Here is a 24,037-nt window from a genome sequence, read left to right as displayed (position 1 = left end):
CGCCCGCGGGGGCGTGGGGGGGCGCCTCGGTTTTCTGCCGGGTGGGCGGGGCGGGGGACGCCCCCCCCGGGGCTTTTGGGGGGGGGGGGGGGGGGCCGGGCGCCCCCCCCCCCCCCCACCACCGTGACGACATCCCCTCCGACTCACCCCGGGCGAGTGTGAGATGCGTCGCCGAACGAGCCCGCCAGGTGAACCAGGCGGGCGGCCCGGACGTGACCTGGGGCAGACCGTTCCAGCCGCCGACCGCGACAGGTCTAAACCATTTTTCGGTCGGCCCTTGTCACCGAGCCCTCCGGTCTGGTGAGCTGTGGCCTGGGACACAACGGACACCCTGGGAAAGGGAGATGTCGTGAGTAACGAAAGCCTGGCCAACCTGCTCAAGGAAGAGCGCAGGTTCCCGCCCCCCGCCGACCTGGCCGCGAACGCCAACGTCACGGCAGAGGCGTACGAACAGGCCAAGGCTGACAGGCTCGGCTTCTGGGCCGAGCAGGCCCGCAGGCTGACCTGGGCCAAGGAGCCTTCCGAGACGCTGGACTGGTCGAACCCGCCGTTCGCCAAGTGGTTCAAGGACGGCACACTCAACGTCGCGTACAACTGCGTCGACCGGCACGTCGAGGCGGGTCTGGGCGACCGCGTCGCCATCCACTTCGAGGGCGAGCCCGGCGACAGCCGCTCGATCACGTACGCCGAGCTCAAGGACGAGGTGTCCAAGGCCGCGAACGCCCTGCTGGAGCTGGGTGTCCGCAAGGGCGACCGGGTCGCCGTCTACATGCCCATGATCCCCGAGACCGCGATCGCGATGCTGGCCTGCGCCCGCATCGGCGCCGCCCACTCCGTCGTCTTCGGCGGCTTCTCGGCGGACGCGCTCGCCACCCGCATCCAGGACGCCGATGCGCGTGTCGTCATCACCGCCGACGGCGGCTACCGGCGCGGCAAGCCGTCCGCGCTCAAGCCTGCGGTCGACGAGGCCATCAGCAAGGTGGACAACGTCGAGCACGTGCTCGTGGTGCGCCGTACGGGCCAGGAGGTCGCCTGGAGCGAGGGCCGGGACCTCTGGTGGCACGAACTCGTGGACCGGCAGCCCGCCGAGCACACGCCCGAGGCGTTCGAGGCGGAGCACCCGCTGTTCATCCTGTACACGTCCGGTACGACGGGTAAGCCGAAGGGCATCCTGCACACCTCCGGCGGCTACCTCACCCAGGTGGCGTACACCCACCACGCCGTCTTCGACCTCAAGCCCGAGACCGACGTGTACTGGTGCACGGCGGACGTCGGCTGGGTCACCGGGCACTCGTACATCGTCTACGGCCCGCTGGCCAACAGCGCGACCCAGGTCATGTACGAGGGCACGCCCGACACGCCGCACCAGGGCCGCTTCTGGGAGATCGTGCAGAAGTACGGGGTCACCATCCTGTACACGGCGCCCACCGCCATCCGTACGTTCATGAAGTGGGGCGACGACATCCCCGCGAAGTTCGACCTGTCCTCGCTCAGGGTGCTGGGGTCCGTCGGCGAGCCGATCAACCCCGAGGCATGGATCTGGTACCGCAAGCACATCGGCGGGGACCGCACACCGGTCGTGGACACCTGGTGGCAGACCGAGACCGGCGGCATCATGATCTCCCCGCTGCCCGGTGTGACCGAGGCCAAGCCGGGTTCCGCGCAGCGGCCGCTGCCCGGGATCTCCGCGACCGTGGTCGACGACGAGGCGAACGAGGTGCCGAACGGAGGCGGCGGCTACCTGGTGCTCACCGAGCCGTGGCCGTCGATGCTGCGCACCATCTGGGGCGACGACCAGCGCTTCATCGACACCTATTGGTCCCGGTTCGAGGGCAGGTACTTCGCCGGCGACGGCGCCAAGAAGGACGACGACGGCGACATCTGGCTGCTCGGCCGCGTGGACGACGTGATGCTGGTGTCCGGCCACAACATCTCCACCACCGAGGTCGAGTCGGCCCTCGTCTCGCACCCGTCGGTCGCCGAGGCGGCCGTCGTCGGCGCCGCCGACGAGACGACGGGCCAGGCGATCGTCGCCTTCGTGATCCTGCGCGGTACGGCCGCGGAGACCGAGGACCTGGTGGCGGAGCTGCGCGACCACGTCGGCACCACGCTCGGCCCGATCGCCAAGCCCAAGCGGATCCTGCCGGTGGTGGAGCTGCCGAAGACCCGCTCGGGCAAGATCATGCGGCGTCTGCTGCGTGATGTCGCGGAGAACCGCCAGCTCGGCGACGTGACGACGCTGACCGACTCCACGGTCATGGACCTGATCCAGGCCAAGCTCCCGGCGGCACCGAGCGAGGACTGAGGATCCTGCCTCCATGGGGCGCCCGGCCGTACGCCGGGCGCCCTGTCATCACGCCCCCCTTTCACACACCCCCGAGTCCCGACTGTAATGATCAGGTAAAATGGTCGGCTCAAGGTGTGCCGGGAAGTCTGGTCGGCAAGCGGTCCGCACGTTCCGTGACGGCCGTCCGTCTGCCGTACCGACCCGGAGGTTCCCACTGTGGCCGCGTCCCGCACCCACACCTTCCTCGGACGTCTTTCCCTGCCCGAGCGCACCTTCGTCGCTGACGCGCTGCGCACCGAGACGGTCGGCGGCATGTTGCTCCTGCTCGCCGCGGTGGCCGCCCTGGTGTGGACGAACACACCCGCCCTCCACAGCAGCTACGAGAGCATCAGCCACCATCACCTCGGCCCCGCCGCCCTCGGCCTGAACCTGTCCGTCGAGCACTGGGCAGCGGACGGCCTCCTCGCGATCTTCTTCTTCGTCGCCGGGATCGAGCTCAAACGGGAGCTGGTCGCCGGCGATCTGCGCGACCCCCGGGCCGCCGTACTTCCGGTGGTCGCCGCACTGTGCGGCATGGCCGCGCCCGCGCTCGTCTACGCCCTGACCAACGCGGCAGGCGGCGGATCCCTCGCCGGCTGGGCCGTCCCCACCGCCACCGACATCGCCTTCGCGCTGGCGGTGCTCGCGGTCATCGGCACCTCCCTGCCCTCCGCCCTGCGCGCCTTCCTGCTCACCCTGGCCGTCGTCGACGACCTGTTCGCCATCCTGATCATCGCGGTCTTCTTCACGGACGGCCTGAACTTCGCGGCCCTCGGCGGCGCCGTCGCCGGCCTCGCCGTGTTCTGGGTGCTGCTGCGCAAGGGGGTGCGCGGCTGGTACGTGTATGTGCCGCTGGCGCTGGTCATCTGGGCACTGATGTACAACAGCGGCGTCCACGCCACCATCGCCGGTGTGGCCATGGGCCTGATGCTGCGCTGCCACCGCCGGGACGGCGAGGAGCGTTCCCCCGGCGAGCACATCGAACACCTTGTACGACCCCTGTCGGCAGGCCTCGCGGTGCCGCTGTTCGCCCTGTTCAGCGCGGGCGTCGCGGTCTCGGGCGGGGCGCTCGCGGACGTGTTCGCCCGGCCGGAGACCCTGGGCGTCGTGCTCGGCCTCGTCGTCGGCAAGGCGGTCGGCATCTTCGGGGGTACCTGGCTGACGGCCCGCTTCACCCGGGCTTCGCTGAGCGAGGGCCTCGCCTGGGCCGACGTGTTCGCGGTCGCCTCCCTGGCCGGTATCGGCTTCACCGTCTCGCTGCTCATCGGCGAACTGGCCTTCGACGGCGATCCGGCGCTCGGGGACGAGGTGAAGGCCGCCGTCCTCACCGGGTCGCTGATCGCGGCCTCCTGCGCGACGGTGCTGCTGAAGATACGCAACGCCAAGTACCGCGCCCTGTGCGCGGAGGAGGACCGCGACGACGACCTGGACGGCGTTCCGGACGTCTACGAGGAGGACGACCCGGCATACCACCTGCGCATGGCGGAGATCCACGAGCGCAAGGCCGCCGAGCATCGCAGGCTCGCCGCGCTGAAGTCGGCCGGGCGCGGCACGGGCGCCGGCCCGCGCGCCGAAGGCGCTGACGGAGCGCTTGCGGAAGTGGCGGGCAGGGCAGGCGAGGAGAACGAGCGTCCGGCATGATCTGACACATCACCACACTCCGCAGCGTCCGCGGAGCCCGTACGCAGAGAGCAGGGAGATCGCGATGAGCGCACCCGACGGCAGCCCGGTCGGCGCCGAACGCAGCATCGGCCAGCTGTTCGCCTCGGCGACGACCGAATTGTCCGCACTGGTGCACGACGAGATCGCGCTGGCCAAGGCCCAGCTCAAACGGGACGTCAAGCGCGGCGCGATGAGCGGCGGCGCCTTCTCGGCCGCCGGCGCGGTGCTGCTGTTCTCGCTGCCGATGCTGAACTTCGCGCTCGCGTACGGCATCCGCACGTGGAGCGGCTGGAACCTGGCCGTCTGCTTCCTGCTCTCTTTCGGCGCGAACGTGGTCGTCGCCGGTCTGCTCGGGCTCATCGGCCTGGTGTTCGCGAAGAAGGCGAAGAAGAGCAAGGGCCCGCAGAAGGTCGCCGCGTCGATGAAGGAGACCGCCGGCGTCCTGCAGAACGCCAAGCCGCACCCGCGTCAGCCCCAGCAGGCCGACAAGGCGGTCGAGCCTGTGGCACGCTCGTCCTCATGACGGACCCCGCCACCCCTTCGGCGCACTCCCCCTCGGTCGTACGGCTGGACGTGCCGGGCGGGAAAAAGGTGACACACCGGGACGTAGCGGCCAATGGCGCACGTTTCCATATCGCCGAACTGGGCGACGGGCCACTGGTGCTGCTGCTGCACGGCTTCCCGCAGTTCTGGTGGACCTGGCGGCACCAACTGGTGGCGCTGGCCGACGCGGGCTTCCGGGCCGTGGCGATGGACCTGCGCGGCGTGGGCGGCAGCGACCGTACGCCGCGCGGTTACGACCCGGCGAACCTGGCACTCGACATCACCGGGGTCGTACGGTCCCTGGGCGAGCCCGATGCCGCGCTCGTCGGCCACGACCTGGGCGGCTACCTGGCCTGGACGGCGGCCGCCATGCGCCCCAAGCTCGTACGGCGGCTCGCGGTCGCCTCGATGCCGCATCCGCGGCGCTGGCGCTCGGCGATGCTCAGCGACGTCAAGCAATCGTCCGCGAGTTCCCACATCTGGGGATTCCAGCGGCCCTGGATCCCCGAGCGCCGGCTCACCGCCGACGACGCCGCTCTGGTGGGGCAGCTGATCAGGGACTGGTCCGGGCCCCGGCTCCCGGACGACGAGGTCGTGGATGCGTACCGGCGCGCCATGCTCATCCCGTCGACGGCGCACTGCTCCATCGAGCCGTACCGCTGGATGGTGCGCTCCCTGGCCCGGCCCGACGGCATCCAGTTCAACCGGCGCATGAAGCGGCCCGTACGGGTCCCGACCCTCCATCTGCACGGCTCGCTGGACCCGGTGATGCGGACGCGGAGCGCGGCCGGGTCCGGCGAGTACGTCGAGGCGCCGTACCGCTGGCGGCTGTTCGACGGTCTCGGGCACTTCCCGCACGAGGAGGACCCCGTGGCGTTCTCCTCCGAGCTGATCAACTGGCTGAAGGACCCCGAACCCGACCGCTGACCCGCCACGCGGTCGGACGGAACCGGCCGGTCGGCCGGAAGGCGGACGGACTCGGCCGGTGACCCCGCGGATGCGCCCGGTATCCGGACGCGAACGTCTGTTCCACGAACGGCCACATGCCCGCCGCATAGGCCAATTGGGCGGCCCGGAGGCGGTTATCGACCTTGGGGCGGGGGCAGACGTCGGGGTATGGGCTGGACGCACGACTACAGTGACGTAGCACGCAACCGCCGCTCGGCCACCGCGCCGGGCTCCCACCAAAGGGGCACCCCGCAACTGGCGGGCACGGACACCCAGGTGGGGATCCCCCGCATCCTGCGCCGCCGGGCCCGCTGGGTCTCGGTACGTCTGCGTCACCCACGCGGCTAGGGCGAAGACAGGCTCCAAGGCCCGCGCCCGGCCTCGGCCGGTCCCGGACCGCCGGGCCTCACAGCGCGCAGCTGTCGCTGTCCACCTGCTGGTTCGCCGCACGCCCCTGGGCGATGTCCTCACGGACCTCGTCCGCCGTCAGCGCGTACCCGGTCTCGGCGTCGTCCAGGGACTTCGCGAACACCACCCCGTAGACCCTGCCGTCGGGAGTGAGCAGCGGGCCGCCGGAGTTGCCCTGGCGGACGGTCGCGTACAGCGAGTACACGTCGCGGCGGACCGTGCCGCGGTGGTAGATGTCGGGGCCGTTGGCCGTGATGCGGCCGCGGACGCGCGCGGGCTGGACGTTGTACGACCCGTTCTCCGGGAAGCCCGCCACGATCGCGCCGCTGCCTCCGCTCGCGTCCCTGGACGCGAACTTCAGCACCGGGGCGTCCAGGTCGGGCACGTCCAGTACGGCGATGTCACGACGCCAGTCGTACAGGACGACCTTCGCGTCGTACTTCCGTCCCTCGCCGCCTATCTGGACGGTGGGCTCGTCCACGCCGCCGACCACGTGCGCGTTGGTCATCACCCGGCGGTCGCCGAAGACGAAACCGGTGCCCTCAAGGACCTTCCCACAGCTCTGCGCGGTGCCCATCACCTTGACGATGGAGCGCTGCGCGCGCACGGCGACCGCGCTCCTGGCCAGGGCCGGGTCGGGCGGCTGGACCTGGTTGATGGGTTCGTTCGCGAACGGGCTGAAGACCTGCGGGAAGCCGTTCTGCGCGAGGACCGAGGAGAAGTCCGCGAACCAGGTGTCCGCCTGCGCGGGCAGGGCGCGGGAGACGCCGAGGAGCACCTTGGAGCCGCGGACCTCGCGGCCGAGCGTCGGCAGCGTCGTCCCGGCCAGGGCGGAGCCGATCAGCCAGGCGACCAGAAGCATCGCCACCACGTTGACAAGGGCGCCACCCGTGGCGTCCAGGGCGCGCGCCGGGGACCAGGTGATGTATCTGCGCAGCTTGTTGCCGAGGTGGGTGGTCAGGGCCTGGCCGACGGACGCGCAGACGATCACCACGACGACGGCCACCACCGCGGCGGTCGTACTCACCTTGGCGTCACCGGTCACGCCGTCCCAGATGACCGGGAGCAGGTACACCGCGACGAGACCGCCACCCAGGAAGCCGATCACCGAGAGGATGCCCACGACGAAGCCTTGGCGATAACCCACGACCGCGAACCACACGGCGGCGACCAGCAACAGGATGTCCAGCACATTCACGAAGGTCACCTTGTCATGCGCGCCAGTCGAGCGGGACCTGCTTGTCGCGGTCCCAGGGGCGCTCCCAGCCGGCGTAGTGCAGCAGGCGGTCGATGACTCCGGCCGTGAAGCCCCATACGAGGGCCGATTCGACCAGGAATGCCGGACCTCGGTGGCCGCTGGGATGGACCGTGGTGGCTCTGTTTGCCGGGTCCGTGAGATCCGCCACGGGCACGGTGAACACCCGCGCCGTCTCGTTCGGATCGACGACGCCCACCGGGCTCGGCTCGCGCCACCAGCCGAGGACCGGCGTCACGACGAAGCCGCTGACCGGGATGTACAGCTTGGGGAGCACACCGAAGAGCTGCACGCCGGCCGGGTCGAGTCCGGTCTCCTCCTCGGCCTCCCGCAGGGCCGCCCGCAACGGTCCCTCACCCTTCGGGTCGCCGTCCTCGGGGTCGAGGGCGCCCCCCGGGAACGACGGCTGCCCGGCGTGCGAGCGCAGCGAACCGGCGCGCTCCATCAGCAGCAGCTCGGGGCCGTGCTCGCCCTCGCCGAACAGGATCAGCACGGCCGACTGGCGCCCCGCGCCGTTCTCCGGCGGCAGGAAACGGCTGAGTTGGAGCGGCTCGACGGTCCGCGCCGCCCGTACGACCGGGTCGAGCCAGCCCGGCAGGCCCTCCGTGCTCAGCCGCAGGCGCCCGCCGTCCGTGTCGTGTCTGTGGCCCGTGTTGCTCGCGTGCGTCATCGCCACCCCCCTTCTGCCGATCCCAACGCCCGCGGTACCACGGATCGTTCCGCGCATCCCTCGTGTGGCTGTCGCAGTCCGCGAACCTGCGGGACACACCCCTCCCCGGGGAGGCGTGCCGCACCGCTCACGGCCGTCATCCGGCGGCCAGCGGCGGGGCGGGCTTTCCGCCCGCGTCCAGGTACGCCTGCGGAGGCTTGAGCCGCTGGCCCGGGAAGCCGCCCTTCTCGTACTTCAGCAGCTTCCTCGCCTTCTCCGGATCGGTCTCGCCCTCGCCGTAGGCCGGGCAGAGCGGGGCGATCGGGCAGGCGCCACAGGCCGGCTTGCGGGCGTGGCAGATACGGCGGCCATGCCAGATCACATGGTGGGACAGGTCGGTCCAGTCGCTCTTCGGGAAGAGCACGCCGACGGCCGCCTCGATCTTGTCGGGGTCGGTCTCGTCGGTCCACTGCCAGCGTCGCACCAGCCGCTGGAAGTGCGTGTCGACGGTGATGCCGGGCCGGCCGAAGGCGTTGCCCAGTACCACGAAGGCGGTCTTGCGGCCGACGCCGGGCAGTTTGACGAGGTCTTCGAGGCGGTCGGGGACCTCGCCGCCGAACTGCTCCACCAGGGCCTTGGAGAGCCCTATCACCGACTTGGTCTTGGCCCGGAAGAACCCGGTCGGGCGCAGGATCTCCTCCACCTCCTCCGGGTTGGCCGCCGCGAGGTCCTCCGGGGTCGGGTACTTGGCGAACAGCCCCGGGGTGGTCTGGTTCACCCGGAGGTCGGTGGTCTGCGCGGACAGGACCGTGGCGACGACGAGCTGGAAGGGGTTCTCGAAGTCCAGCTCCGGGTGGGCGTACGGGTACACCTCGGCGAGCTCGCGGTTGATACGGCGGGCACGGCGGACGAGGGCGGTGCGGGACTCGCTGGTGGGGGGCTTGGCGGCGACGGTCTTCGCGGAAGCGTTCCTGACCGCCACGGTGCCGTTGGTGGCGACGACCTCGGCGTGGGCGGGTTTCCTGGGGGCCCTCTTGACGGGAGCCTTCTTCGCCGCGGCGGCCCTCTTGGCCGGAGCCTTCTTCGCCGTGGCTGCCTTCTTCGCCGTGGCTGCCTTTTCGGCGGGGGCGACCTTCTTCGCCGGGGCGGCCTTCGCCGTCGCCGCCTTCTTTGTCGAAGCGGCCTTCTTGGTGGCGGCCGTGCTCTTCTTGGTGGCGGCCGTGCGCTTCTTGGTGGTCGGCCTGGCGGCAGGGCGCTGCTCCGGCGCCTCCTCGGGCGCCGTCTTCGCCGTCTTTGCCGTTTTTCTTCCGCCGCCAGGACCCTGTTCGCCCATAGCGGAATCGCGACGTGCAACCACCCGTCCAGCCCCCTTGGCCTGTGCTCTCACCGGCGATTTGGACACCCGGCCAGCCTAAGGCCCGGCACCGACATCCGCCCTGCACCCGGAAGATCAGCGTCCAATTGAGCCCCTGCCGCGTACCCGGGCCCATCGGTGCGGCATCCTTGTGACAGATCACACTGTTTGGACCGTCCGGCAAAATGGGGAACACGGTCCCCTGGTATCCGGGGGAGCAAGATCCCCTGAGCAGGTCGACAAGGAGAGAACTCGTGGACGACGTTCTGCGGCGCGCCCCGCTCTTCGCGGCGCTCGATGACGAGCAGGCCGCGGAGCTCCGCGCCTCCATGAGTGAGGTGACCCTCGCCCGCGGCGACTCGCTGTTCCACGAGGGCGACCCCGGTGACCGCCTTTACGTGGTCATGGAAGGCAAGGTCAAGCTCCACCGCACGTCCCCCGACGGCCGCGAGAACATGCTGGCGGTGCTCGGCCCCGGTGAGCTGATCGGCGAGCTGTCGCTGTTCGACCCGGGCCCGCGCACGGCGACGGCCACCGCGCTGACCGAGGTGAAGCTGCTGGGCCTGGGCCACGGCGACCTCCAGCCGTGGCTGAACGCACGGCCCGAGGTGGCCGCAGCCCTGCTGCGTGCCGTCGCACGACGGCTGCGCAAGACCAACGACCAGATGTCCGACCTGGTCTTCTCGGACGTGCCGGGCCGTGTCGCGCGTGCCCTGCTGGACCTGTCGCGCCGGTTCGGCGTGCAGTCCGAGGAGGGCATCCACGTCGTGCACGACCTCACGCAGGAGGAGCTGGCCCAGCTGGTCGGCGCGTCCCGCGAGACCGTGAACAAGGCGCTGGCGGACTTCGCTCAGCGCGGATGGCTCCGCCTTGAGGCGCGCGCCGTGATCCTGCTGGACGTGGAGCGGCTGGCGAAGCGGTCACGCTGACGCTCGGTCTCGGCTGTACGGCCTCGGGCCCCGTTCCTCGGTGAGACGGGGCCCGTGGTCGGTCCCGAGGCTCAGTGGTCGGTCCCGAGGTTCAGTGGTCGGTCCCGAGGCTCAGTGGTCGGTCCCGAGGCTCAGTGGTCGGTCCCGAGGCTCAGATGAGGCCGTGCTCCCTGAGGTAGTCCAGCTGTGCCCGCACCGACAGCTCGGCTGCCGGCCACAGGGAGCGGTCCACGTCCGCGTACACATGGGCGACGACCTCGCCCGGGGTGCGGTGGCCGTTCTCGACCGCCGTCTCGACCTGGGCGAGGCGGTGGGCGCGGTGGGCGAGGTAGTACTCGACGGCGCCCTGTGCGTCCTCCAGGACGGGCCCGTGCCCCGGGAGCACCGTGTGGACGCCGTCGTCGACCGTGAGCGACCTGAGGCGGCGCAGGGAGTCCAGATAGTCCCCCAGGCGGCCGTCGGGGTGCGCCACCACCGTCGTACCGCGGCCGAGGACGGTGTCACCCGTCAGCACGGCCCGGTCGGCCGGGAGATGGAAGCACAGGGAGTCGGAGGTGTGGCCCGGCGTCGGCACGACCCTCAGCTCCAGGCCGCCGACCGTGATCACGTCCCCGGGGCCCAGCCCCTCGTCGCCCAGGCGCAGCGCCGGGTCCAGGGCGCGCACCTTGGTGCCCGTCAGCTCCGCGAACCGGGCGGCGCCCTCCGCGTGGTCCGGGTGGCCGTGGGTGAGCAGGGTGAGCGCGACCCGCTTCCCGGCCTTGTCCGCCGTGTCGATCACGGTGCGCAGGTGTCCCTCGTCGAGCGGTCCGGGGTCGATCACCACCGCCTGCTCGGAGTCCGGCTCGGAGACGATCCAGGTGTTGGTGCCGTCCAGGGTCATCGCCGACGCGTTGGGCGCGAGGACGTTCACCGCGCGCGTGGTGGCCGGGCCGGAGAGAACCGCGCCGCGCGGCTGGCCGGGGAGGGCTGCGGCTTCCGTCATGCCAGGGCACCTTCCGTCGCATGGCTCATGCGGGCGCTCCGCCCGTCGGGATGTGCTTGGTGAACTCGTCGTGCCCCGGCCAGGACAGCACGATCCGGCCGTCCTCCAGGCGGGCGGTGGCCAGGACGGGGGTCAGGTCGCGGCCCGGCGCGGCCTTCAGCGCCTCGGCGGCCGACGCGCAGGGGATCAGCTGGCGCAGGGTCGCGATGGTGGGCGGCATCATCAGCAGCTCGCCCCTGTCGTACGCGGCCGCCGCCTCGGCCGGGCGGATCCAGACCGTGCTCTCGGCCTCCGTGGAGGCGTTGCGGGTGCGCTGCCCCTCGGGGAGCGCGGCCACGAAGAACCACGTGTCGTAGCGGCGGGGCTCGAACTCGGGGGTGATCCAGCGGGTCCACGCGCCGAGCAGGTCGGAGCGCAGGACCAGCCCCCGGCGCTCGAGGAACTCCGCGAACGACAGGTCGCGGGCGACCAGGGCCGCGCGGTCCGCCTCCCAGTCCGCCCCCGTGGTGTCGCCGACGACGGTGTCCGGGGCGGGGCCGGCGAGCAGCACGCCCGCCTCCTCGTACGTCTCCCGTACGGCGGCGCAGACGATGGCCTGGGCGGACGTCTCGTCGACGCCGAGGCGCTGTGCCCACCACGCGCGCGTGGGGCCCGCCCAGCCGATCCTCAGGTCGTGGTCGCGCGGGTCGACGCCGCCGCCCGGGTAGGCGTACGCGCCCCCGGCGAAGGCCATGGAGGCGCGTCTGCGCAACATGTGGACGGCGGGGGCGCCCCCGTCGTCCCGAAGGAGCATGACGGTGGCCGCGCGCTTCGGGGTGACCGGAGTGAGCGTGCCCTCCGCGAGCGCGCGGATCCGCTCGGGCCACTCCGGGGGAAACCACTGCCCATTCGCCATGGGCGGAGGCTATCCCGTAGTGAGCGGATGTTCGAGAGGCAACGATCGGCGCACACCGAAGCACGTCGTCCTCGCCTCTCCACGACGTCACCGCCCACGCATGGTCGGCGAGCGGCTCACGCGTGGTCGGCGAGGGCCGGTCACGCCTGCGTCAGCTCCACCTGGATCTCCACCTCGACCGGTGCGTCCAGCGGGAGCACCGCGACGCCGACCGCGCTGCGGGCGTGCACGCCCTTGTCGCCGAGGACCTCGCCGAGCAGTTCGCTGGCGCCGTTGACGACGCCGGGCTGGCCCGTGAAGTCCGAGGCCGACGCCACGAAGCCGACGACCTTCACCACGCGCGCGATGCGGTCCAGGTCACCCGTCACGGACTTGACCGCGGCGAGCGCGTTCAGCGCGCACGTACGGGCCAGCTCCTTGGCCTCCTCGGCGGTGACCTCGGCGCCCACCTTGCCGGTCACCGGCAGCTTGCCGTCCACCATCGGGAGCTGCCCGGAGGTGTACACGTACGGCCCCGACTGCACGGCGGGCTGGTAGGCGGCGAGCGGCGGCACGACCTCCGGCAGGTTCAGACCCAGTTCCGCCAGCCGGGACTCGACCGCGCTCACGCCTGCTTCTCCCGCTTCAGGTAGGCCACCAGCTGCTCGGGGTTGTTCGGCCCGGGCACGACCTGGACGAGCTCCCAGCCGTCCTCGCCCCAGGTGTCCAGGATCTGCTTCGTGGCGTGGACGAGCAGCGGCACGGTGACGTATTCCCACTTGGTCATGGGGCCGACTGTAGCCGCTGCGGCCCGAGGGCCACTCGCTCGCCCACGACCGTGACGACGACCTGGAACGAAACCGGGCAGAACGGCCCCCGCGCCCCGCTCACGTGCCTCGCCGGGTCGGCGAAGACGACCGGGCCGGAGGCCGACCGGGACCGCGGTTGTCCACAGCCTCCCGCGTAGCCCGCGCGGGAACTGGTTAGGCTCGAGGACGTGAGTAGGCTCCAGGTCGTCAGCGGTAAGGGCGGGACCGGAAAGACCACGGTCGCCGCGGCACTCGCGCTCGCCCTCGCGACCGAGGGCAAACGCACCCTTCTGGTCGAGGTCGAGGGCAGACAGGGCATCGCACAGCTCTTCGAGACGGAGGCGCTTCCGTACGAGGAGCGGAAGATCGCCGTCGCCCCGGGCGGCGGCGAGGTGTACGCGCTCGCCATCGACCCCGAACTGGCCCTGCTGGACTACCTCCAGATGTTCTACAAACTGGGCGGTGCGGGGCGGGCCCTGAAGAAGCTCGGCGCCATCGACTTCGCCACCACCATCGCGCCCGGCCTCAGGGACGTGCTCCTGACCGGCAAGGCGTGCGAGGCCGTCCGCAGGAAGGACAGGACCGGCCGGTTCGCCTACGACTACGTGGTGATGGACGCACCTCCCACCGGCCGCATCACCCGCTTCCTGAACGTGAACGACGAAGTGGCCGGCCTCGCCAAGATCGGCCCGATACACAACCAGGCCCAGGCCGTGATGCGGGTCCTGAAGTCCCCCGAGACGGCGGTGCACCTGGTGACGCTCCTGGAGGAGATGCCCGTCCAGGAGACCGCGGACGGGATCGCGGAACTGCGCGCCGCGCAGCTGCCGGTGGGCCGGATCATCGTGAACATGGTGCGGCCCACGGTCCTGGACCAGGCGGACCTCGACCTCGCGCACGCGGTGCCGCGGACGGCCATCGCCCATACCCTCTCGGACGCCGGGCTCGGCGGCGCGCGGCGCGGCGGACTCGCGGAGCGGCTGGTGGACCCGCTGCTGAAGCAGGCCGACGAGTACGCGGAGCGGTTCGGCCTGGAGCGCGAGCAGCGTGCCGTCCTCACGCAGCTGGGCCTGCCGCTGCACGAACTGCCGCTGCTCGCCGAGGGAATGGACCTGGCGGGCCTGTACGAACTGGCCACGGAACTGCGTCAGCAAGGGATCTCATGAGCTCGGACCCGGCCCCCACGCACGACGACGAGGCCTCCACACCGGCCGACACGGCATCCACGCACGACGACACGGCATCCACGCACGACGACCGGGCCCACCGGCGCGCCGGGGCGGCCCACCATGCGCCGCACGCCCACGACGCGGGCCCCACGCGCGCGTTGAACCCGGTGCCCGTGCTGGAGATCGATCCGCTGCTCGACGATCCGCAGACCCGCATCATCGTGTGCTGCGGCTCCGGCGGCGTCGGCAAGACGACCACGGCGGCAGCCCTCGGGCTGCGCGCCGCCGAGCGCGGCCGCAAGGTGGTGGTGCTCACCATCGACCCGGCCCGCCGGCTCGCCCAGTCGATGGGCATCGACGCGCTGGACAACACCCCGCGGCGGGTGAAGGGCATCGACGACGACGCCGGCGGCGAACTGCACGCCATGATGCTCGACATGAAGCGCACCTTCGACGAGATCGTCGAGGCGCACGCGGACACCGACCGGGCGGCCGCCATCCTGGGCAACCCCTTCTACCAGTCGCTGTCGGCGGGCTTCGCGGGCACGCAGGAGTACATGGCGATGGAGAAGCTGGGGCAGCTGCGGGCGCGGGACGAGTGGGACCTCATCGTCGTCGACACGCCGCCCTCGCGCTCGGCCCTGGACTTCCTGGACGCTCCCAAGAGGCTCGGGTCCTTCCTGGACGGCAGGCTGATCCGGGTGCTGATGGCCCCGGCGAAGATGGGCGGCCGCGCCGGGATGAAGTTCCTGAACGTCGGCATGTCGATGATGACGGGCGCCCTGGGGAAGCTGCTGGGCGGTCAGCTCCTGAAGGACGTCCAGACGTTCGTGGCCGCCATGGACACCATGTTCGGCGGGTTCCGCACGCGCGCGGACGCCACCTACAAGCTGCTGCAGGCGCCCGGTACGGCGTTCCTGGTGGTGGCGGCCCCGGAGCGGGACGCGTTGCGGGAGGCCGCGTACTTCGTGGAGCGCCTGGCCGCCGAGGACATGCCGCTGGCGGGTCTGGTGCTCAACCGGGTCCACGGCAGCGACGCCGCCCAACTGTCGGCCGAGCGGGCGCTCGCCGCCGCGGAAAATCTTGACGAGTCCCGCATTGTGGATCAGCCGGGCGGGAAAGCTGGACTTCGTAACGCTCCCGACACGTACGGCAGTTCAGAATCCCCCTCATCCGGAGCACCTGGTCCCGGCGCGGACTCCCCCACCGCCACGGACCAGGACCGGAGCGTCGAGCACCTGGCCGTGGGGCTGTTGCGCCTGCATGCCGAACGTATGCAGCTGCTCTCCCGCGAGCAGCGCACGCGTGACCGTTTCACCGCGCTCCACCCCGAGGTGGCCGTGGCGGAAGTGGCCGCACTGCCCGGCGACGTCCACGACCTCGCGGGGCTACGGGACATCGGTGACCGCCTCGCGGCCAACCAGCCCGAGGAGCGCGAGGCATACGCGTGAGGGCCCGTCGCAGTCGCCCGGACGCAGCGAAGGCCGGCACATGACCGCCGGGCGCCCGGGGAGCTCGTAGGGCCGGGGCCGCCGGCATGCGGCCGTGCGCGAGCCCTTGGCGCGGCAAGCAGCTCCGCAGCGCCCCGCAGCACGGCTGCTGACGCCTGCTCGCCGACCGTGTGGGCACGCCCAGCTGGTCGTAGCGCACCAACCGCGGCGCCAGTGGCCCAAGTACGCGACAAAGACACAAAGGCACGCCGAACGCGCCACGGAGGCACCTCTGCCCGCGGGCGGCGAGCGGCCGCCCCGGACGGTGGCCGCCTCGGAGAGGCGACGGCCCCGGACGGGTGCGCCCTCAGCTCACCGCCGCGTAGTTCTCGTACGTCTCTTCCTCACCGAGGGGCAGCAGGCCCGCCCCGCGCTCGTACTCCGTACGCGCGGTCTCCAACAGGCGACGCCACGAGGTGACGGTCGGCCGCCTGCGCAGCAGTGCGCGGCGCTCCCGCTCCGTCATGCCACCCCACACGCCGAACTCGACGCGGTTGTCCAGCGCGTCAGCCAGACATTCCGTGCGTACCGGACATCCGGTGCACACCGCCTTGGCCCTGTTCTGCGCTGCTCCCTGCACGAACAGTTCATCCGGATCGGTAGTGCGGCAGGCCGCCTGCGCACTCCAGTCGGTTACCCAGCCCATACCGGCGCCGTCCTCTCCCGAATCGAGGCTCCCCCACGGCGGCAGCGGCATATTCACCGCCGCCAGTTGAGGACGTTACGGAAGGAGGGGACAGCGCAACACCCCCTGCGGGCCCAATCTTGAATGGCCCGAACGGACTATGGGTAAACGACAGATCACCCGTGGGAGTGAGCTGGTAACGTACGCGACTTTCCGGACAGACCAGGGCAATTCAGGGGTGTCACAACGGGCGCCCGGTGACACACAAGGCGAATCCGGGCACGTATCCACCAAAAAAGTTCGGTGAACACCGGAACGATTCGGGGTCGCCGGACGTACTTGATACATGGCCCTACTGCTGTGACAGTTGGGAGCAGCTTAGGCCAAGGCCTATACGCATGTCCGGCGAATGAGAACGTAGGCTGCCCTCATGCCAAAAAAGCGCTCGGGCGGGGGGCGGTCCCCCGTGCAGCAGGCCGCCAAGTTCCTCGGAGTGAGTGTGCTCGCGGGAGCCGTGATGGCCGGCATCGCGCTGCCCGCCGCAGGTGCGCTCGGACTCGTGGCCAAGGGGTCGGTCCAGGGATTCGACGACATCCCGGCCAATCTGAAGAGCCCCCAGCTCAGCCAGCGCACCACCATCCTGGACAGCCAGGGCGGCCAGATCGCCACGGTCTACTCGCGCGACCGCACGGTGGTGGACCTGAAGAACATCTCGCCGTACATGCAGAAGGCGATCGTCGCCATCGAGGACTCGCGCTTCTACCAGCACGGCGCGATCGACCTGAAGGGCGTGCTGCGCGCGCTGAACAAGAACGCGCAGAGCGGCGGAGTGGCCCAGGGCGCCTCCACGCTCACCCAGCAACTGGTGAAGAACTACTTCATCGAGGAGGCCGGCGACGACCCGACCAAGGTCGCCCAGGCCACCCAGCAGACCCTCGGCCGCAAGATCCGCGAGCTGAAGTACGCGATCCAGATCGAGGAGAAGCTCGGCAAGAAGAAGATCCTCGAGAACTACCTGAACATCACGTTCTTCGGCCAGCAGGCCTACGGGGTCGAGGCCGCCTCCGAGCGCTACTTCTCCAAGCACGCCAAGGACCTGAACCTCCAGGAGTCCGCGCTCCTCGCGGGCCTCGTCCAGTCGCCGACGCGCTACGACCCCGTGAACGACGCCGCGGAGGCCAAGCAGCGGCGCAACGTGGTGCTGCAGCGCATGGCCGACCTGCACGACATCTCGCAGGCGGAGGCCGACAAGGCCAAGGCGACCGACCTCGGCCTGCACGTGAGCCAGCCGAGGAACGGCTGCATCACGGCGGTCAAGGGCGCCGGGTTCTTCTGCGACTACGTCCGCGAGGTGTTCCTGAACGACCCGATCTTCGGCAGGACGCAGGCGCAGCGGGCGAAGATCTGGAACCAGGGCGGTCTGACGATCCGCACGACGCTCGACCCGCAGGCGCAGGACTCGGTGCAGAAGTCCATCAAGGACCACGTCAACAAGAGCGACGAGGTGGCCACGGCCGCGACCATCGTCGAGCCCGGCACCGGCAAGATCCTCGCGATGGGCCAGTCCCGTCCCTACGGCTTCGGCAAGGACGAGACGCAGATCAACCTGTCCGTGGACAAGGACATGGGCGGCGGCGCGGGCTACCAGGGTGGTTCGACCTTCAAGCCGATCGTGGCCGCGGCCGCTCTGGAGGGCGGCAAGCCGGCGACCCAGGAGTACTCGTCGCCGTACCAGATGGAGTACCCGAGCCCGGTCGCCGCCTGCGGCGGCAAGCAGTGGAAGAACACGGACGGCACCAAGCTCACGAACGAGAACGAGTCGGAGCACGGCCCGTACCGCATGAAGGAGGCGACCGCCAAGTCGGTCAACACCTACTACGTGCAGCTGATCAGCGACATCGGCATCTGCCCGGTCGTAGACATGGCCAAGAAGGTGGGCTTCCACCGCGCTGACGGCGTGCCCATCGCCCAGGCCCCGTCGATCGCGCTCGGCACCCAGGAGGTGTCGCCGCTGACGATGGCGAGCGCGTACGCGACCTTCGCCGACCGCGGCACGTACTGCACGCCGGTCGCGATCGAGTCGATCACGCAGACCATCGGCAACGAGAAGAAGTCCCTCCCGGTCCCGACGTCGACCTGCTCGCGCGCGATGTCGGAGACCACCGCGGACACGGTCAACACGCTCCTGAAGGGCGTCGTCGAGGACGGTACGGGTACGGAGGCCGGCCTCGGCAGCCGTCCCAGCGCCGGCAAGACCGGTACGACGGACTTCCGGTACGCGGCCTGGTTCGTCGGCTACACGCCGAACATGGCGGGCGCGGTCTGGGTCGGCGACCCGGCGCACAAGCGGCAGATGGTCGACATCACCATCGGCGGCACCACCTATGCCAAGGTCTTCGGCGGCCAGGTCCCGGGCCCGATCTGGCGCGACATGATGACGGGCGCGCTGGCGGGCAAGCCGGCCCCGGGCTTCAACCTCGTCAACATCCCGGACGACCACGGCCGGGACAAGGGGAACGGGAACGGGAACGGGAACGGCAATGGAAACGGCAACGCCAACGGCGGGCAGACGATCGGCGGACTGTTCGGCGGCCTGACCACCGGCGGGGCGGCCGACACCGGCGGAGCCACCGGCGGGCAGGTCCCGACGCCCACCTTCTCCTTCCCCGCCGGCTTCATCCAGGGCAACGGAAACGGCGGCAACGGGAACGGCAACGGCGGCCGGAGGGGATAGCCCTCCACGTCGGCGGGGCGCCCCTCGGACCGAGGGACGCCCCGCCGACGTATTCCGGCTGGCCGGTTCAGCCGCCCGCGAGGAGCTGCTTGACCACGGAGGCGACGCGACCGCCCTCCGCCTGGCCGGCCACCTTCGGGTTCACGATCTTCATGACCTGGCCCATGGCGCGGGGGCCCTCGGCGCCCGCGGCCCTGGCCTCCTCAACGGCCTGGGCGACGATCTGCCGCAGCTCGTCGTCGGACAACTGCTTGGGCAGGTACGTGGCAAGCACCTCGCCCTCCGCCTTCTCCCGCTCGGCCTGTGCGGCGCGACCGCCCTGAGCGAAGGCCTCGGCGGCCTCCCGCCGCTTCTTCGCCTCGCGGGTGATCACCTTGGTGACCTCCTCGTCGGAGAGCTCGCGCTTCTCCTTGCCCGCGACCTCCTCCTTGGTGATCGCGGCGAGCGTCAGCCGGAGCGTCGAGGAGCGGAGCTCATCGCGCTCCTTGATCGCGGCGTTGAGGTCTTCCTGCAGCTTCGACTTGAGCGTGGTCATGCCTCTGATTGTCGCAGGTGCGGTGGACCGACTGCCCGTACATTTCCGGGGCGCGGCGGGCCGGCGGTGACGGCGGGGCCGTCGGTGCCGATCAGGATGGTCCTCGGTCAGGGGTTGTCCACAGGTGAACGCGGGGCGGCCGCCGGTTCTGACACGATGGTCGTATGCGCGCGCGATACGGAGTACCCCTGGGAATCACGGCGGTTGCCGCCGCCGGACTGCTGTACTCGGCCGGGTTCGAGGTCCGTTCCTTCCGGCTGCGCCGGGTGACGGTCCCGGTGCTGCCCCCGGGGGCGCACCCGTTGCGCGTCCTTCAGGTCTCCGACATCCACATGGTGGGCGGACAGCGCAAGAAGCAGCGCTGGCTGCGCTCCCTGGCGGGTCTGCGCCCCGACTTCGTGATCAACACCGGGGACAACCTCTCCGACCCCGAGGGGGTGCCGGAGGTGCTGGACGCACTGGGCCCGCTGATGGAGTTCCCCGGGGCATACGTCTTCGGTTCGAACGACTACTACGGCCCCAGGCTCCGCAACCCGGCCCGCTACCTGGTGGAGAAGGCACGGGGCCGCCACGGGCTGAACGGCAACCCGCCGGTGGTCGGCGCGATCCACAACCCGTGGGAGGAGCTGCGCGACGGCTTCGACGCGGCGGGCTGGCTGAACCTGACGAACACCCGGGGCACCCTGAAGATCGAGGGCCTGGAGATCGAGCTGACGGGCCTGGACGACCCGCACATCAAGCGCGACCGGTACGCGCGTGTGGCGGGCGGCCCGTCCTCCTCGGCGGACTTCTCGATGGGCGTGGTCCACGCGCCGTATCTGCGCACCTTGGACGCGTTCACGGCGGACGGCTACCCCCTGATCCTGGCCGGCCACACCCACGGCGGCCAGCTGTGCATCCCCTTCCACGGCGCCCTGGTCACCAACTGCGATCTGGACACGGACCGGGTGAAGGGCCTGTCACGGCACACGGCGGAGGGCCGGACGTCGTACCTGCACGTGTCGGCGGGCTGCGGCACGAACCGCTACACACCGGTACGGTTCGCCTGCCCGCCGGAGGCGACGCTGCTGACGCTGGTGGAGAGGGAGGCGCAGCCCGAGCCGTAACCGGACCATACCCCACTCGGGCCACCCCATATCGCCCGTTATGCCCCACCCGCTTAGCGTGAGGGCATGATCGCGCCGATACCCAAGGAGATCCCGGACCTCCCCCCGGTGCCGGGCAAGCCGACGCTGGCGCCGTCCATCGTCCCCACCGCGGCCGTGGTCGCTCCCGCGCCCCGCCCGGGAGCAGCCCGCTACCGCCTGCTGGTGGCGCTGACGGCCGCGGCTGCGGTGGCCCTGGACCTGGCCCTCGGCAGCCCCGCCCGGGTCCTCAGCTACTTCACGATCCAGGTCAACGTGCTGTTGGCCCTGACCTTCGCCCTGTCGGCCTGGCGGTCCCGAGCGGCCCGCCACCCGCTTCCGCCACTGGTCACCGGGGGCGCGCTGTTCTACGCCCTGGTCGCCTGCCTGGTCTACCACGTGCTCCTGGTGAACGAGCCGGGCCCCTTCTCGATGACGGACCGGCCCACCATCTGGTCCACACTCGCCAACCACGTACTGCACACGGTCACACCGATCATGGCCCTCGTGGACTGGCTGCTCCTGACCCGCCCGGCCCCCCTCGGCCTACGGCACGCGACGCGCTGGCTCCTCTACCCCCTGGCGTACCTGATCTTCTCCCTGGCCCGCGGCACACTGCTCCCACCGACCGCGGACGCGCGCTACCTGTACCCGTTCCTGGACGTGGCCCACCTCGGCTACAAGAGCACCCTCGCCAACGCGCTCCTGCTCGGCCTGACCTTCTTCGGCCTGGCCCTCCTCCTGATCATCACCGACCACATCCGCCCGGACCCGACGCGCCACCGCCGCCGCCGGAAAACCGGATTTCGTCTCCGGCCACCGGTGGGCTAAAGTAAACGTCGTCGCCGCGACAGCAGCGACACCGGGGTGTAGCGCAGCTTGGCAGCGCGCTTCGTTCGGGACGAAGAGGTCGTGGGTTCAAATCCCGCCACCCCGACGCTGTAGTACCAGGTCAGGGGCCTGATCCACAGAGTGGATCAGGCCCCTGAGTGGTTCCTGGAGATCGTTTGGGAGAAATCTGGGAGAAGATCTTGGTCGGCTTCTCCCAGGGGGTGTCCAGTGAGGCTGCATGGAGTGCGAGAGCGGAGGACACTCGGACCTGCGCGTTCGCGAATCCGGCCCGGCAACTGACCGGGAACACCATGCCCGCCCGCCTCAACCGCCATTAGGATCACGACACATGGCAGGCCATCACTCAGCGCGTCCTCACGACCACGCTCGCGCGCTCGCCCAGCGAGTGCGGGCGCTGCGCGAAGCCCGTGGGTGGTCGCGGGAGCGGCTCGCCAAGGAAGCCTGCATCAATACCAGGACGTTGACCCGCCTGGAGGGCGAGGGAGCGATCCAGCCAGGTTTCTTCACCGTCGGCGCGGTCGCAGAGGCTCTTGAGGTCTCCCTGGATGATCTGTTCCGGGAGGCCCACGTCACGCCCGGCCTGTGGTCCGCCGGATACGAAGGGCGGGACATCGACTCGTTCGTCGCCTCGCTCCTCGACAGCCGTATCGATGTGGTGGCGGACGTGCGACTGACGCCGATCAGCCGCAAGAAGGGCTTCAGCAAGACCCGCCTCGGGCAGGCGCTCGCCGAGGCCGGCATCGAGTACGCCCACCTGCGTGGCCTGGGGAATCCCAAGGAGAACCGGGCGCCGTTCTGGGACGGCCGCCTGGACGTGGGCCGGGCCCGCTTCCGTGATGTGTTGCGGTCCGAGGAGGCGCAGGCCGATCTCGACCGCCTGGCAGAGCACGCCCAGCAGTCGCGCGTCGCGGTGCTGTGCTTCGAGAAAGACGCGCAAGGACCTCCCCCGGGACATCGGTGGTGAAGTAGGCCGACCACTGGGCGAGCGGACTGCTCGGGTCCGTACGGGCGGAGACCTGCCAGGCGATCGGCAGGTTCCCCAGGTGGAACGGCTCATCCGGCAGGACCCACTGCGCCCACCGCTTGGAGTCGGGGCTGATGTGCAGGACGGTGCTGCGCAGGACCTGACGGTCCTCCGGCGCCTCATCCGGCTCCTGACGCCCCCGGACGATCGTCAGGCTCGTCCAACCCAGGCTGGCGAGCGTGTCAGCGACGGCGTCGTGCAGGCGTCCGTCGTCACCGGCCAGATGCCGGGGACCGACCCAGTACGCGGACGGGACACAGGCCGGAGCGGGTGGATCGATCGGGAGATCGGGATGCAGGTGCGCCTCCAAGGGGCTGGGGGGCTGGGGCTTGATGCCGCCAGCGGTGCGTGCGACTGGATGGAGGTGCCGGGCCCACTTCGCGGCGGCCTCGGGTGGCAGATGCCGGGCTACCCCGTCTCGCTCTCACCAGGCAGACGACAGGTTCCCCCAGGGCGCCGACTCGAGTTTCTGGCTGTCACACGCCCTGGGAGGTCTCCAGCACGCGAGCGACTGCGGCGGCGACGACATCGGCCGGCGTCTCGGTGTCGAAGGAGATCTGGTAGCCGCGCACCTTGGCCGTACCGGTGACGGCGATCTTCCAGCCCTCGCCGTCGGTACCAGGGCGGCCGGACGGAAACCATCCGAGATAGAAGGATCCATCCTTCGAGTTGACGTGTACGTCCGCGCGGTCGTCGACGACGAGGTGGAAGTCGTCGGCGGAGAATTGATCCATCACGAGTGTGGCCTGGCCCGGGCCGAGCAGCCACTCACGCAGCCGCAGGGTCTCGATGCTGGTGGAGAATCCGGGGCCCTGGGGTGCCGCAGTCGCGGGCAATCACCTGTTTGACCTGGTATTTTGCGAGAAGGTCGTCCAGGTTCACATGCCGCTGCGGCGTTGGCCAGTCATTCGTGGATCTTTGCTGTCTGCCCCCGGCGAACTGCGACGCAGAGCGCGAGACATCGCGGTGCAGCCGCGGAAAACGGCGTGCGCGCGGTGGGGGCAGTGCTGATAGTTGCCGCATGGATGCGATCGAGGCCGCACGCGCCGTCGTGGACGAACAGCACCCCGAAGCGCGCGCCGCGTTCCTGGGCGGCAGCGTCGTGACGGGCCGTCGAACGGCAACGTCGGACCTCGACGTCGTGGTCCTGCTCCACGGAGCCCCAGGCCCATACCGCGCGAGCCTCCAGTACGCCGGCTGGCCGGTGGAGATGTTCGTGCACACCGAGGCGACGTGGCACGCCTACGTCGAACGGGAGCTGCGCAAGCGCCGGTCACCGCTGCTGTGGATGTGTGCCGACGGGCTGCTGCTCTTCGACACCGACGGACTCGGAGCCCGCCTCGCCGCACAGGCCCGGAAGCTGACCACCGCCGGACCACCCCCGGTGTCGTCGGAAGAGATCGACGACCGCCGCTACGCGATCACCGACCTCCTGGACGACCTCGCGGGAAGCAACGACCAGAGCGAGCGTCTGTTCATCGCGACCGAACTGGTCAGACGCACCGGTGAGCTGGCACTGGCCGTTGGCGGTTCGTGGGGTGGCGGTGGGAAGTGGCTGGCACGCCGTCTTGAGACGACCGCGCCAGGGCTCAGCACACGCCTCCACCACGGCCTACAGGAGGTACTGGCCGGGAGAGTCGAGACCCTCGTGGCCGTCGTGGACGAGGTGCTCGGGCAGACCGGTGGCCGGTTGTGGGTCGGCTACAAGCGTGTCGGGGCGCCCTGAGCGATCCCGCGCTGCGGAC

The 24,037-nt window shown here is 70.6% G+C and carries 23 protein-coding genes, 1 tRNA gene and 1 pseudogene; 14 read left to right on the top strand and 11 right to left on the bottom strand.

What is annotated here, in order from left to right:
- Window positions 1-349 precede the first annotated feature (349 nt).
- The 5 genes from acs to ACFYZJ_RS38325 all read left to right on the top strand — a co-directional run bounded on the left by acs (window position 350) and on the right by ACFYZJ_RS38325 (window position 5,827).
- A complete protein-coding gene (acs, locus tag ACFYZJ_RS38345; RefSeq protein ID WP_388576730.1) occupies window positions 350-2,305 on the top strand; it encodes an acetate--CoA ligase in 1,956 nt (651 codons plus the stop codon).
- A 198-nt stretch (window positions 2,306-2,503) separates the two neighbouring features.
- The gene (gene nhaA / locus ACFYZJ_RS38340) at window positions 2,504-3,967 is read left to right on the top strand and encodes a Na+/H+ antiporter NhaA (RefSeq protein ID WP_388576728.1); all 1,464 of its coding nucleotides are present in this window, start codon (window positions 2,504-2,506) and stop codon (window positions 3,965-3,967) included.
- 64 nt (window positions 3,968-4,031) lie between these two features.
- Window positions 4,032-4,511 (top strand): phage holin family protein, encoded by a 480-nt coding sequence (locus tag ACFYZJ_RS38335; protein ID WP_388576725.1) that lies wholly within the window; start codon window positions 4,032-4,034, stop codon window positions 4,509-4,511.
- Window positions 4,508-5,458 (top strand): alpha/beta fold hydrolase, encoded by a 951-nt coding sequence (locus tag ACFYZJ_RS38330; protein ID WP_388576723.1) that lies wholly within the window; start codon window positions 4,508-4,510, stop codon window positions 5,456-5,458. Before ACFYZJ_RS38335 ends, ACFYZJ_RS38330 begins: the two co-directional genes overlap by 4 nt.
- 189 nt (window positions 5,459-5,647) lie before the next feature.
- Window positions 5,648-5,827 carry a hypothetical protein gene (locus tag ACFYZJ_RS38325; RefSeq protein ID WP_103837946.1) on the top strand — a complete coding sequence of 60 codons (180 nt, stop codon included), beginning with the start codon at window positions 5,648-5,650 and terminating at the stop codon, window positions 5,825-5,827.
- 58 nt (window positions 5,828-5,885) lie between these two features.
- Here the strand turns inward: ACFYZJ_RS38325 and ACFYZJ_RS38320 are convergent, their stop codons facing one another.
- The 3 genes from ACFYZJ_RS38320 to nth all read right to left on the bottom strand — a co-directional run bounded on the left by ACFYZJ_RS38320 (window position 5,886) and on the right by nth (window position 9,124).
- Window positions 5,886-7,085: a MarP family serine protease gene (locus ACFYZJ_RS38320; RefSeq protein WP_388576720.1), complete on the bottom strand. Its 1,200-nt coding sequence runs from the start codon at window positions 7,083-7,085 to the stop codon at window positions 5,886-5,888.
- 13 nt (window positions 7,086-7,098) lie between these two features.
- On the bottom strand, window positions 7,099-7,812 hold the full coding sequence (locus tag ACFYZJ_RS38315) for an NUDIX hydrolase (RefSeq protein ID WP_388576718.1): 714 nt from the start codon (window positions 7,810-7,812) through the stop codon (window positions 7,099-7,101).
- Between the two features lie 136 nt (window positions 7,813-7,948).
- Window positions 7,949-9,124, bottom strand: coding sequence for an endonuclease III (gene nth, locus ACFYZJ_RS38310; RefSeq protein ID WP_388576715.1), 1,176 nt, complete (start codon window positions 9,122-9,124; stop codon window positions 7,949-7,951).
- A gap of 275 nt (window positions 9,125-9,399) precedes the next feature.
- Between nth and ACFYZJ_RS38305 the strand changes: the two genes are divergently transcribed.
- Window positions 9,400-10,074 (top strand): Crp/Fnr family transcriptional regulator, encoded by a 675-nt coding sequence (locus ACFYZJ_RS38305; RefSeq protein ID WP_103837943.1) that lies wholly within the window; start codon window positions 9,400-9,402, stop codon window positions 10,072-10,074.
- A 151-nt stretch (window positions 10,075-10,225) separates the two neighbouring features.
- Here the strand turns inward: ACFYZJ_RS38305 and ACFYZJ_RS38300 are convergent, their stop codons facing one another.
- The 4 genes from ACFYZJ_RS38300 to ACFYZJ_RS38285 all read right to left on the bottom strand — a co-directional run bounded on the left by ACFYZJ_RS38300 (window position 10,226) and on the right by ACFYZJ_RS38285 (window position 12,717).
- Window positions 10,226-11,056, bottom strand: coding sequence for an MBL fold metallo-hydrolase (locus tag ACFYZJ_RS38300; protein WP_388576712.1), 831 nt, complete (start codon window positions 11,054-11,056; stop codon window positions 10,226-10,228).
- Window positions 11,057-11,081: 25 nt separating this feature from the next.
- Window positions 11,082-11,951, bottom strand: coding sequence for an NUDIX hydrolase (locus tag ACFYZJ_RS38295; RefSeq protein ID WP_388576709.1), 870 nt, complete (start codon window positions 11,949-11,951; stop codon window positions 11,082-11,084).
- Between the two features lie 140 nt (window positions 11,952-12,091).
- Entirely contained in the window at window positions 12,092-12,559 is a 468-nt protein-coding gene (locus ACFYZJ_RS38290) for a RidA family protein (protein WP_388576707.1), read from the bottom strand.
- Complete coding sequence (locus tag ACFYZJ_RS38285) at window positions 12,556-12,717, bottom strand: DUF4177 domain-containing protein (RefSeq protein ID WP_003981536.1); 162 nt, start codon at window positions 12,715-12,717, stop codon at window positions 12,556-12,558. Before ACFYZJ_RS38285 ends, ACFYZJ_RS38290 begins: the two co-directional genes overlap by 4 nt.
- A 210-nt stretch (window positions 12,718-12,927) precedes the next feature.
- Between ACFYZJ_RS38285 and ACFYZJ_RS38280 the strand changes: the two genes are divergently transcribed.
- Together ACFYZJ_RS38280 and ACFYZJ_RS38275 are read left to right on the top strand one after the other, a co-directional pair.
- The gene (locus ACFYZJ_RS38280) at window positions 12,928-13,905 is read left to right on the top strand and encodes an ArsA family ATPase (RefSeq protein ID WP_388576704.1); all 978 of its coding nucleotides are present in this window, start codon (window positions 12,928-12,930) and stop codon (window positions 13,903-13,905) included.
- Window positions 13,902-15,359: an ArsA family ATPase gene (locus ACFYZJ_RS38275; protein WP_388576701.1), complete on the top strand. Its 1,458-nt coding sequence runs from the start codon at window positions 13,902-13,904 to the stop codon at window positions 15,357-15,359. Before ACFYZJ_RS38280 ends, ACFYZJ_RS38275 begins: the two co-directional genes overlap by 4 nt.
- A 346-nt stretch (window positions 15,360-15,705) precedes the next feature.
- Here ACFYZJ_RS38275 and ACFYZJ_RS38270 read toward each other — a convergent pair whose 3' ends face one another.
- Window positions 15,706-16,044, bottom strand: coding sequence for a WhiB family transcriptional regulator (locus ACFYZJ_RS38270; RefSeq protein ID WP_181138869.1), 339 nt, complete (start codon window positions 16,042-16,044; stop codon window positions 15,706-15,708).
- A gap of 409 nt (window positions 16,045-16,453) precedes the next feature.
- Between ACFYZJ_RS38270 and ACFYZJ_RS38265 the strand changes: the two genes are divergently transcribed.
- The gene (locus ACFYZJ_RS38265; protein WP_388576699.1) at window positions 16,454-18,757 is read left to right on the top strand and encodes a transglycosylase domain-containing protein; all 2,304 of its coding nucleotides are present in this window, start codon (window positions 16,454-16,456) and stop codon (window positions 18,755-18,757) included.
- A gap of 67 nt (window positions 18,758-18,824) precedes the next feature.
- Here the strand turns inward: ACFYZJ_RS38265 and ACFYZJ_RS38260 are convergent, their stop codons facing one another.
- Window positions 18,825-19,292, bottom strand: a complete 468-nt coding sequence (locus ACFYZJ_RS38260) for a GatB/YqeY domain-containing protein (RefSeq protein ID WP_388576696.1) — start codon at window positions 19,290-19,292, stop codon at window positions 18,825-18,827.
- Window positions 19,293-19,456: 164 nt separating this feature from the next.
- Here ACFYZJ_RS38260 and ACFYZJ_RS38255 point away from each other — a divergent pair, with 164 nt between their 5' ends.
- The 4 genes from ACFYZJ_RS38255 to ACFYZJ_RS38240 all read left to right on the top strand — a co-directional run bounded on the left by ACFYZJ_RS38255 (window position 19,457) and on the right by ACFYZJ_RS38240 (window position 22,232).
- Complete coding sequence (locus ACFYZJ_RS38255; RefSeq protein ID WP_388576694.1) at window positions 19,457-20,398, top strand: metallophosphoesterase; 942 nt, start codon at window positions 19,457-19,459, stop codon at window positions 20,396-20,398.
- 66 nt (window positions 20,399-20,464) lie between these two features.
- Window positions 20,465-21,247 (top strand): Pr6Pr family membrane protein, encoded by a 783-nt coding sequence (locus ACFYZJ_RS38250; RefSeq protein ID WP_388576692.1) that lies wholly within the window; start codon window positions 20,465-20,467, stop codon window positions 21,245-21,247.
- Window positions 21,248-21,279: 32 nt separating this feature from the next.
- A tRNA-Pro gene (locus ACFYZJ_RS38245) sits at window positions 21,280-21,353 on the top strand.
- Between the two features lie 243 nt (window positions 21,354-21,596).
- A complete protein-coding gene (locus ACFYZJ_RS38240) occupies window positions 21,597-22,232 on the top strand; it encodes a DUF488 family protein (RefSeq protein ID WP_388576690.1) in 636 nt (211 codons plus the stop codon).
- On the opposite strand, the pseudogene ACFYZJ_RS38235 reads toward ACFYZJ_RS38240, so the two are convergent.
- Both ACFYZJ_RS38235 and ACFYZJ_RS38230 read right to left on the bottom strand, forming a co-directional pair.
- Window positions 22,201-22,602: pseudogene (locus ACFYZJ_RS38235) on the bottom strand (DUF317 domain-containing protein); the annotation flags it as partial. The gene ACFYZJ_RS38240 and the pseudogene ACFYZJ_RS38235 overlap by 32 nt on opposite strands.
- A gap of 166 nt (window positions 22,603-22,768) precedes the next feature.
- Window positions 22,769-23,128: a DUF317 domain-containing protein gene (locus tag ACFYZJ_RS38230; protein WP_388576687.1), complete on the bottom strand. Its 360-nt coding sequence runs from the start codon at window positions 23,126-23,128 to the stop codon at window positions 22,769-22,771.
- Window positions 23,129-23,313: 185 nt separating this feature from the next.
- Here ACFYZJ_RS38230 and ACFYZJ_RS38225 point away from each other — a divergent pair, with 185 nt between their 5' ends.
- On the top strand, window positions 23,314-24,018 hold the full coding sequence (locus tag ACFYZJ_RS38225; protein ID WP_388576685.1) for a nucleotidyltransferase domain-containing protein: 705 nt from the start codon (window positions 23,314-23,316) through the stop codon (window positions 24,016-24,018).
- Window positions 24,019-24,037 lie beyond the last annotated feature (19 nt).

It is taken from the genome of Streptomyces sp. NPDC001848, from assembly GCF_042891915.1.
Taxonomy (GTDB): domain Bacteria; phylum Actinomycetota; class Actinomycetes; order Streptomycetales; family Streptomycetaceae; genus Streptomyces.
Note: the sequence above shows the minus strand (reverse complement) of the source record. Positions and strands in the feature narration are given on the sequence as shown.

Excerpts from the sequence above, each read along its gene's own strand:
- ACFYZJ_RS38335 (WP_388576725.1), top strand. The coding sequence starts at position 4,032 with ATGAGCGCACCCGACGGCAGCCCGGTCGGCGCCGAACGCAGCATCGGC.
- ACFYZJ_RS38330 (WP_388576723.1), top strand. The coding sequence starts at position 4,508 with ATGACGGACCCCGCCACCCCTTCGGCGCACTCCCCCTCGGTCGTACGG.
- ACFYZJ_RS38325 (WP_103837946.1), top strand. The coding sequence starts at position 5,648 with ATGGGCTGGACGCACGACTACAGTGACGTAGCACGCAACCGCCGCTCG.
- ACFYZJ_RS38315 (WP_388576718.1), bottom strand. The coding sequence starts at position 7,812 with ATGACGCACGCGAGCAACACGGGCCACAGACACGACACGGACGGCGGG.
- nth (WP_388576715.1), bottom strand. The coding sequence starts at position 9,124 with ATGGGCGAACAGGGTCCTGGCGGCGGAAGAAAAACGGCAAAGACGGCG.
- ACFYZJ_RS38300 (WP_388576712.1), bottom strand. The coding sequence starts at position 11,056 with ATGACGGAAGCCGCAGCCCTCCCCGGCCAGCCGCGCGGCGCGGTTCTC.
- ACFYZJ_RS38295 (WP_388576709.1), bottom strand. The coding sequence starts at position 11,951 with ATGGCGAATGGGCAGTGGTTTCCCCCGGAGTGGCCCGAGCGGATCCGC.
- ACFYZJ_RS38285 (WP_003981536.1), bottom strand. The coding sequence starts at position 12,717 with ATGACCAAGTGGGAATACGTCACCGTGCCGCTGCTCGTCCACGCCACG.
- ACFYZJ_RS38275 (WP_388576701.1), top strand. The coding sequence starts at position 13,902 with ATGAGCTCGGACCCGGCCCCCACGCACGACGACGAGGCCTCCACACCG.
- ACFYZJ_RS38270 (WP_181138869.1), bottom strand. The coding sequence starts at position 16,044 with ATGGGCTGGGTAACCGACTGGAGTGCGCAGGCGGCCTGCCGCACTACC.
- ACFYZJ_RS38265 (WP_388576699.1), top strand. The coding sequence starts at position 16,454 with ATGCCAAAAAAGCGCTCGGGCGGGGGGCGGTCCCCCGTGCAGCAGGCC.
- ACFYZJ_RS38260 (WP_388576696.1), bottom strand. The coding sequence starts at position 19,292 with ATGACCACGCTCAAGTCGAAGCTGCAGGAAGACCTCAACGCCGCGATC.
- ACFYZJ_RS38255 (WP_388576694.1), top strand. The coding sequence starts at position 19,457 with ATGCGCGCGCGATACGGAGTACCCCTGGGAATCACGGCGGTTGCCGCC.
- ACFYZJ_RS38250 (WP_388576692.1), top strand. The coding sequence starts at position 20,465 with ATGATCGCGCCGATACCCAAGGAGATCCCGGACCTCCCCCCGGTGCCG.
- ACFYZJ_RS38240 (WP_388576690.1), top strand. The coding sequence starts at position 21,597 with ATGGCAGGCCATCACTCAGCGCGTCCTCACGACCACGCTCGCGCGCTC.
- ACFYZJ_RS38225 (WP_388576685.1), top strand. The coding sequence starts at position 23,314 with ATGGATGCGATCGAGGCCGCACGCGCCGTCGTGGACGAACAGCACCCC.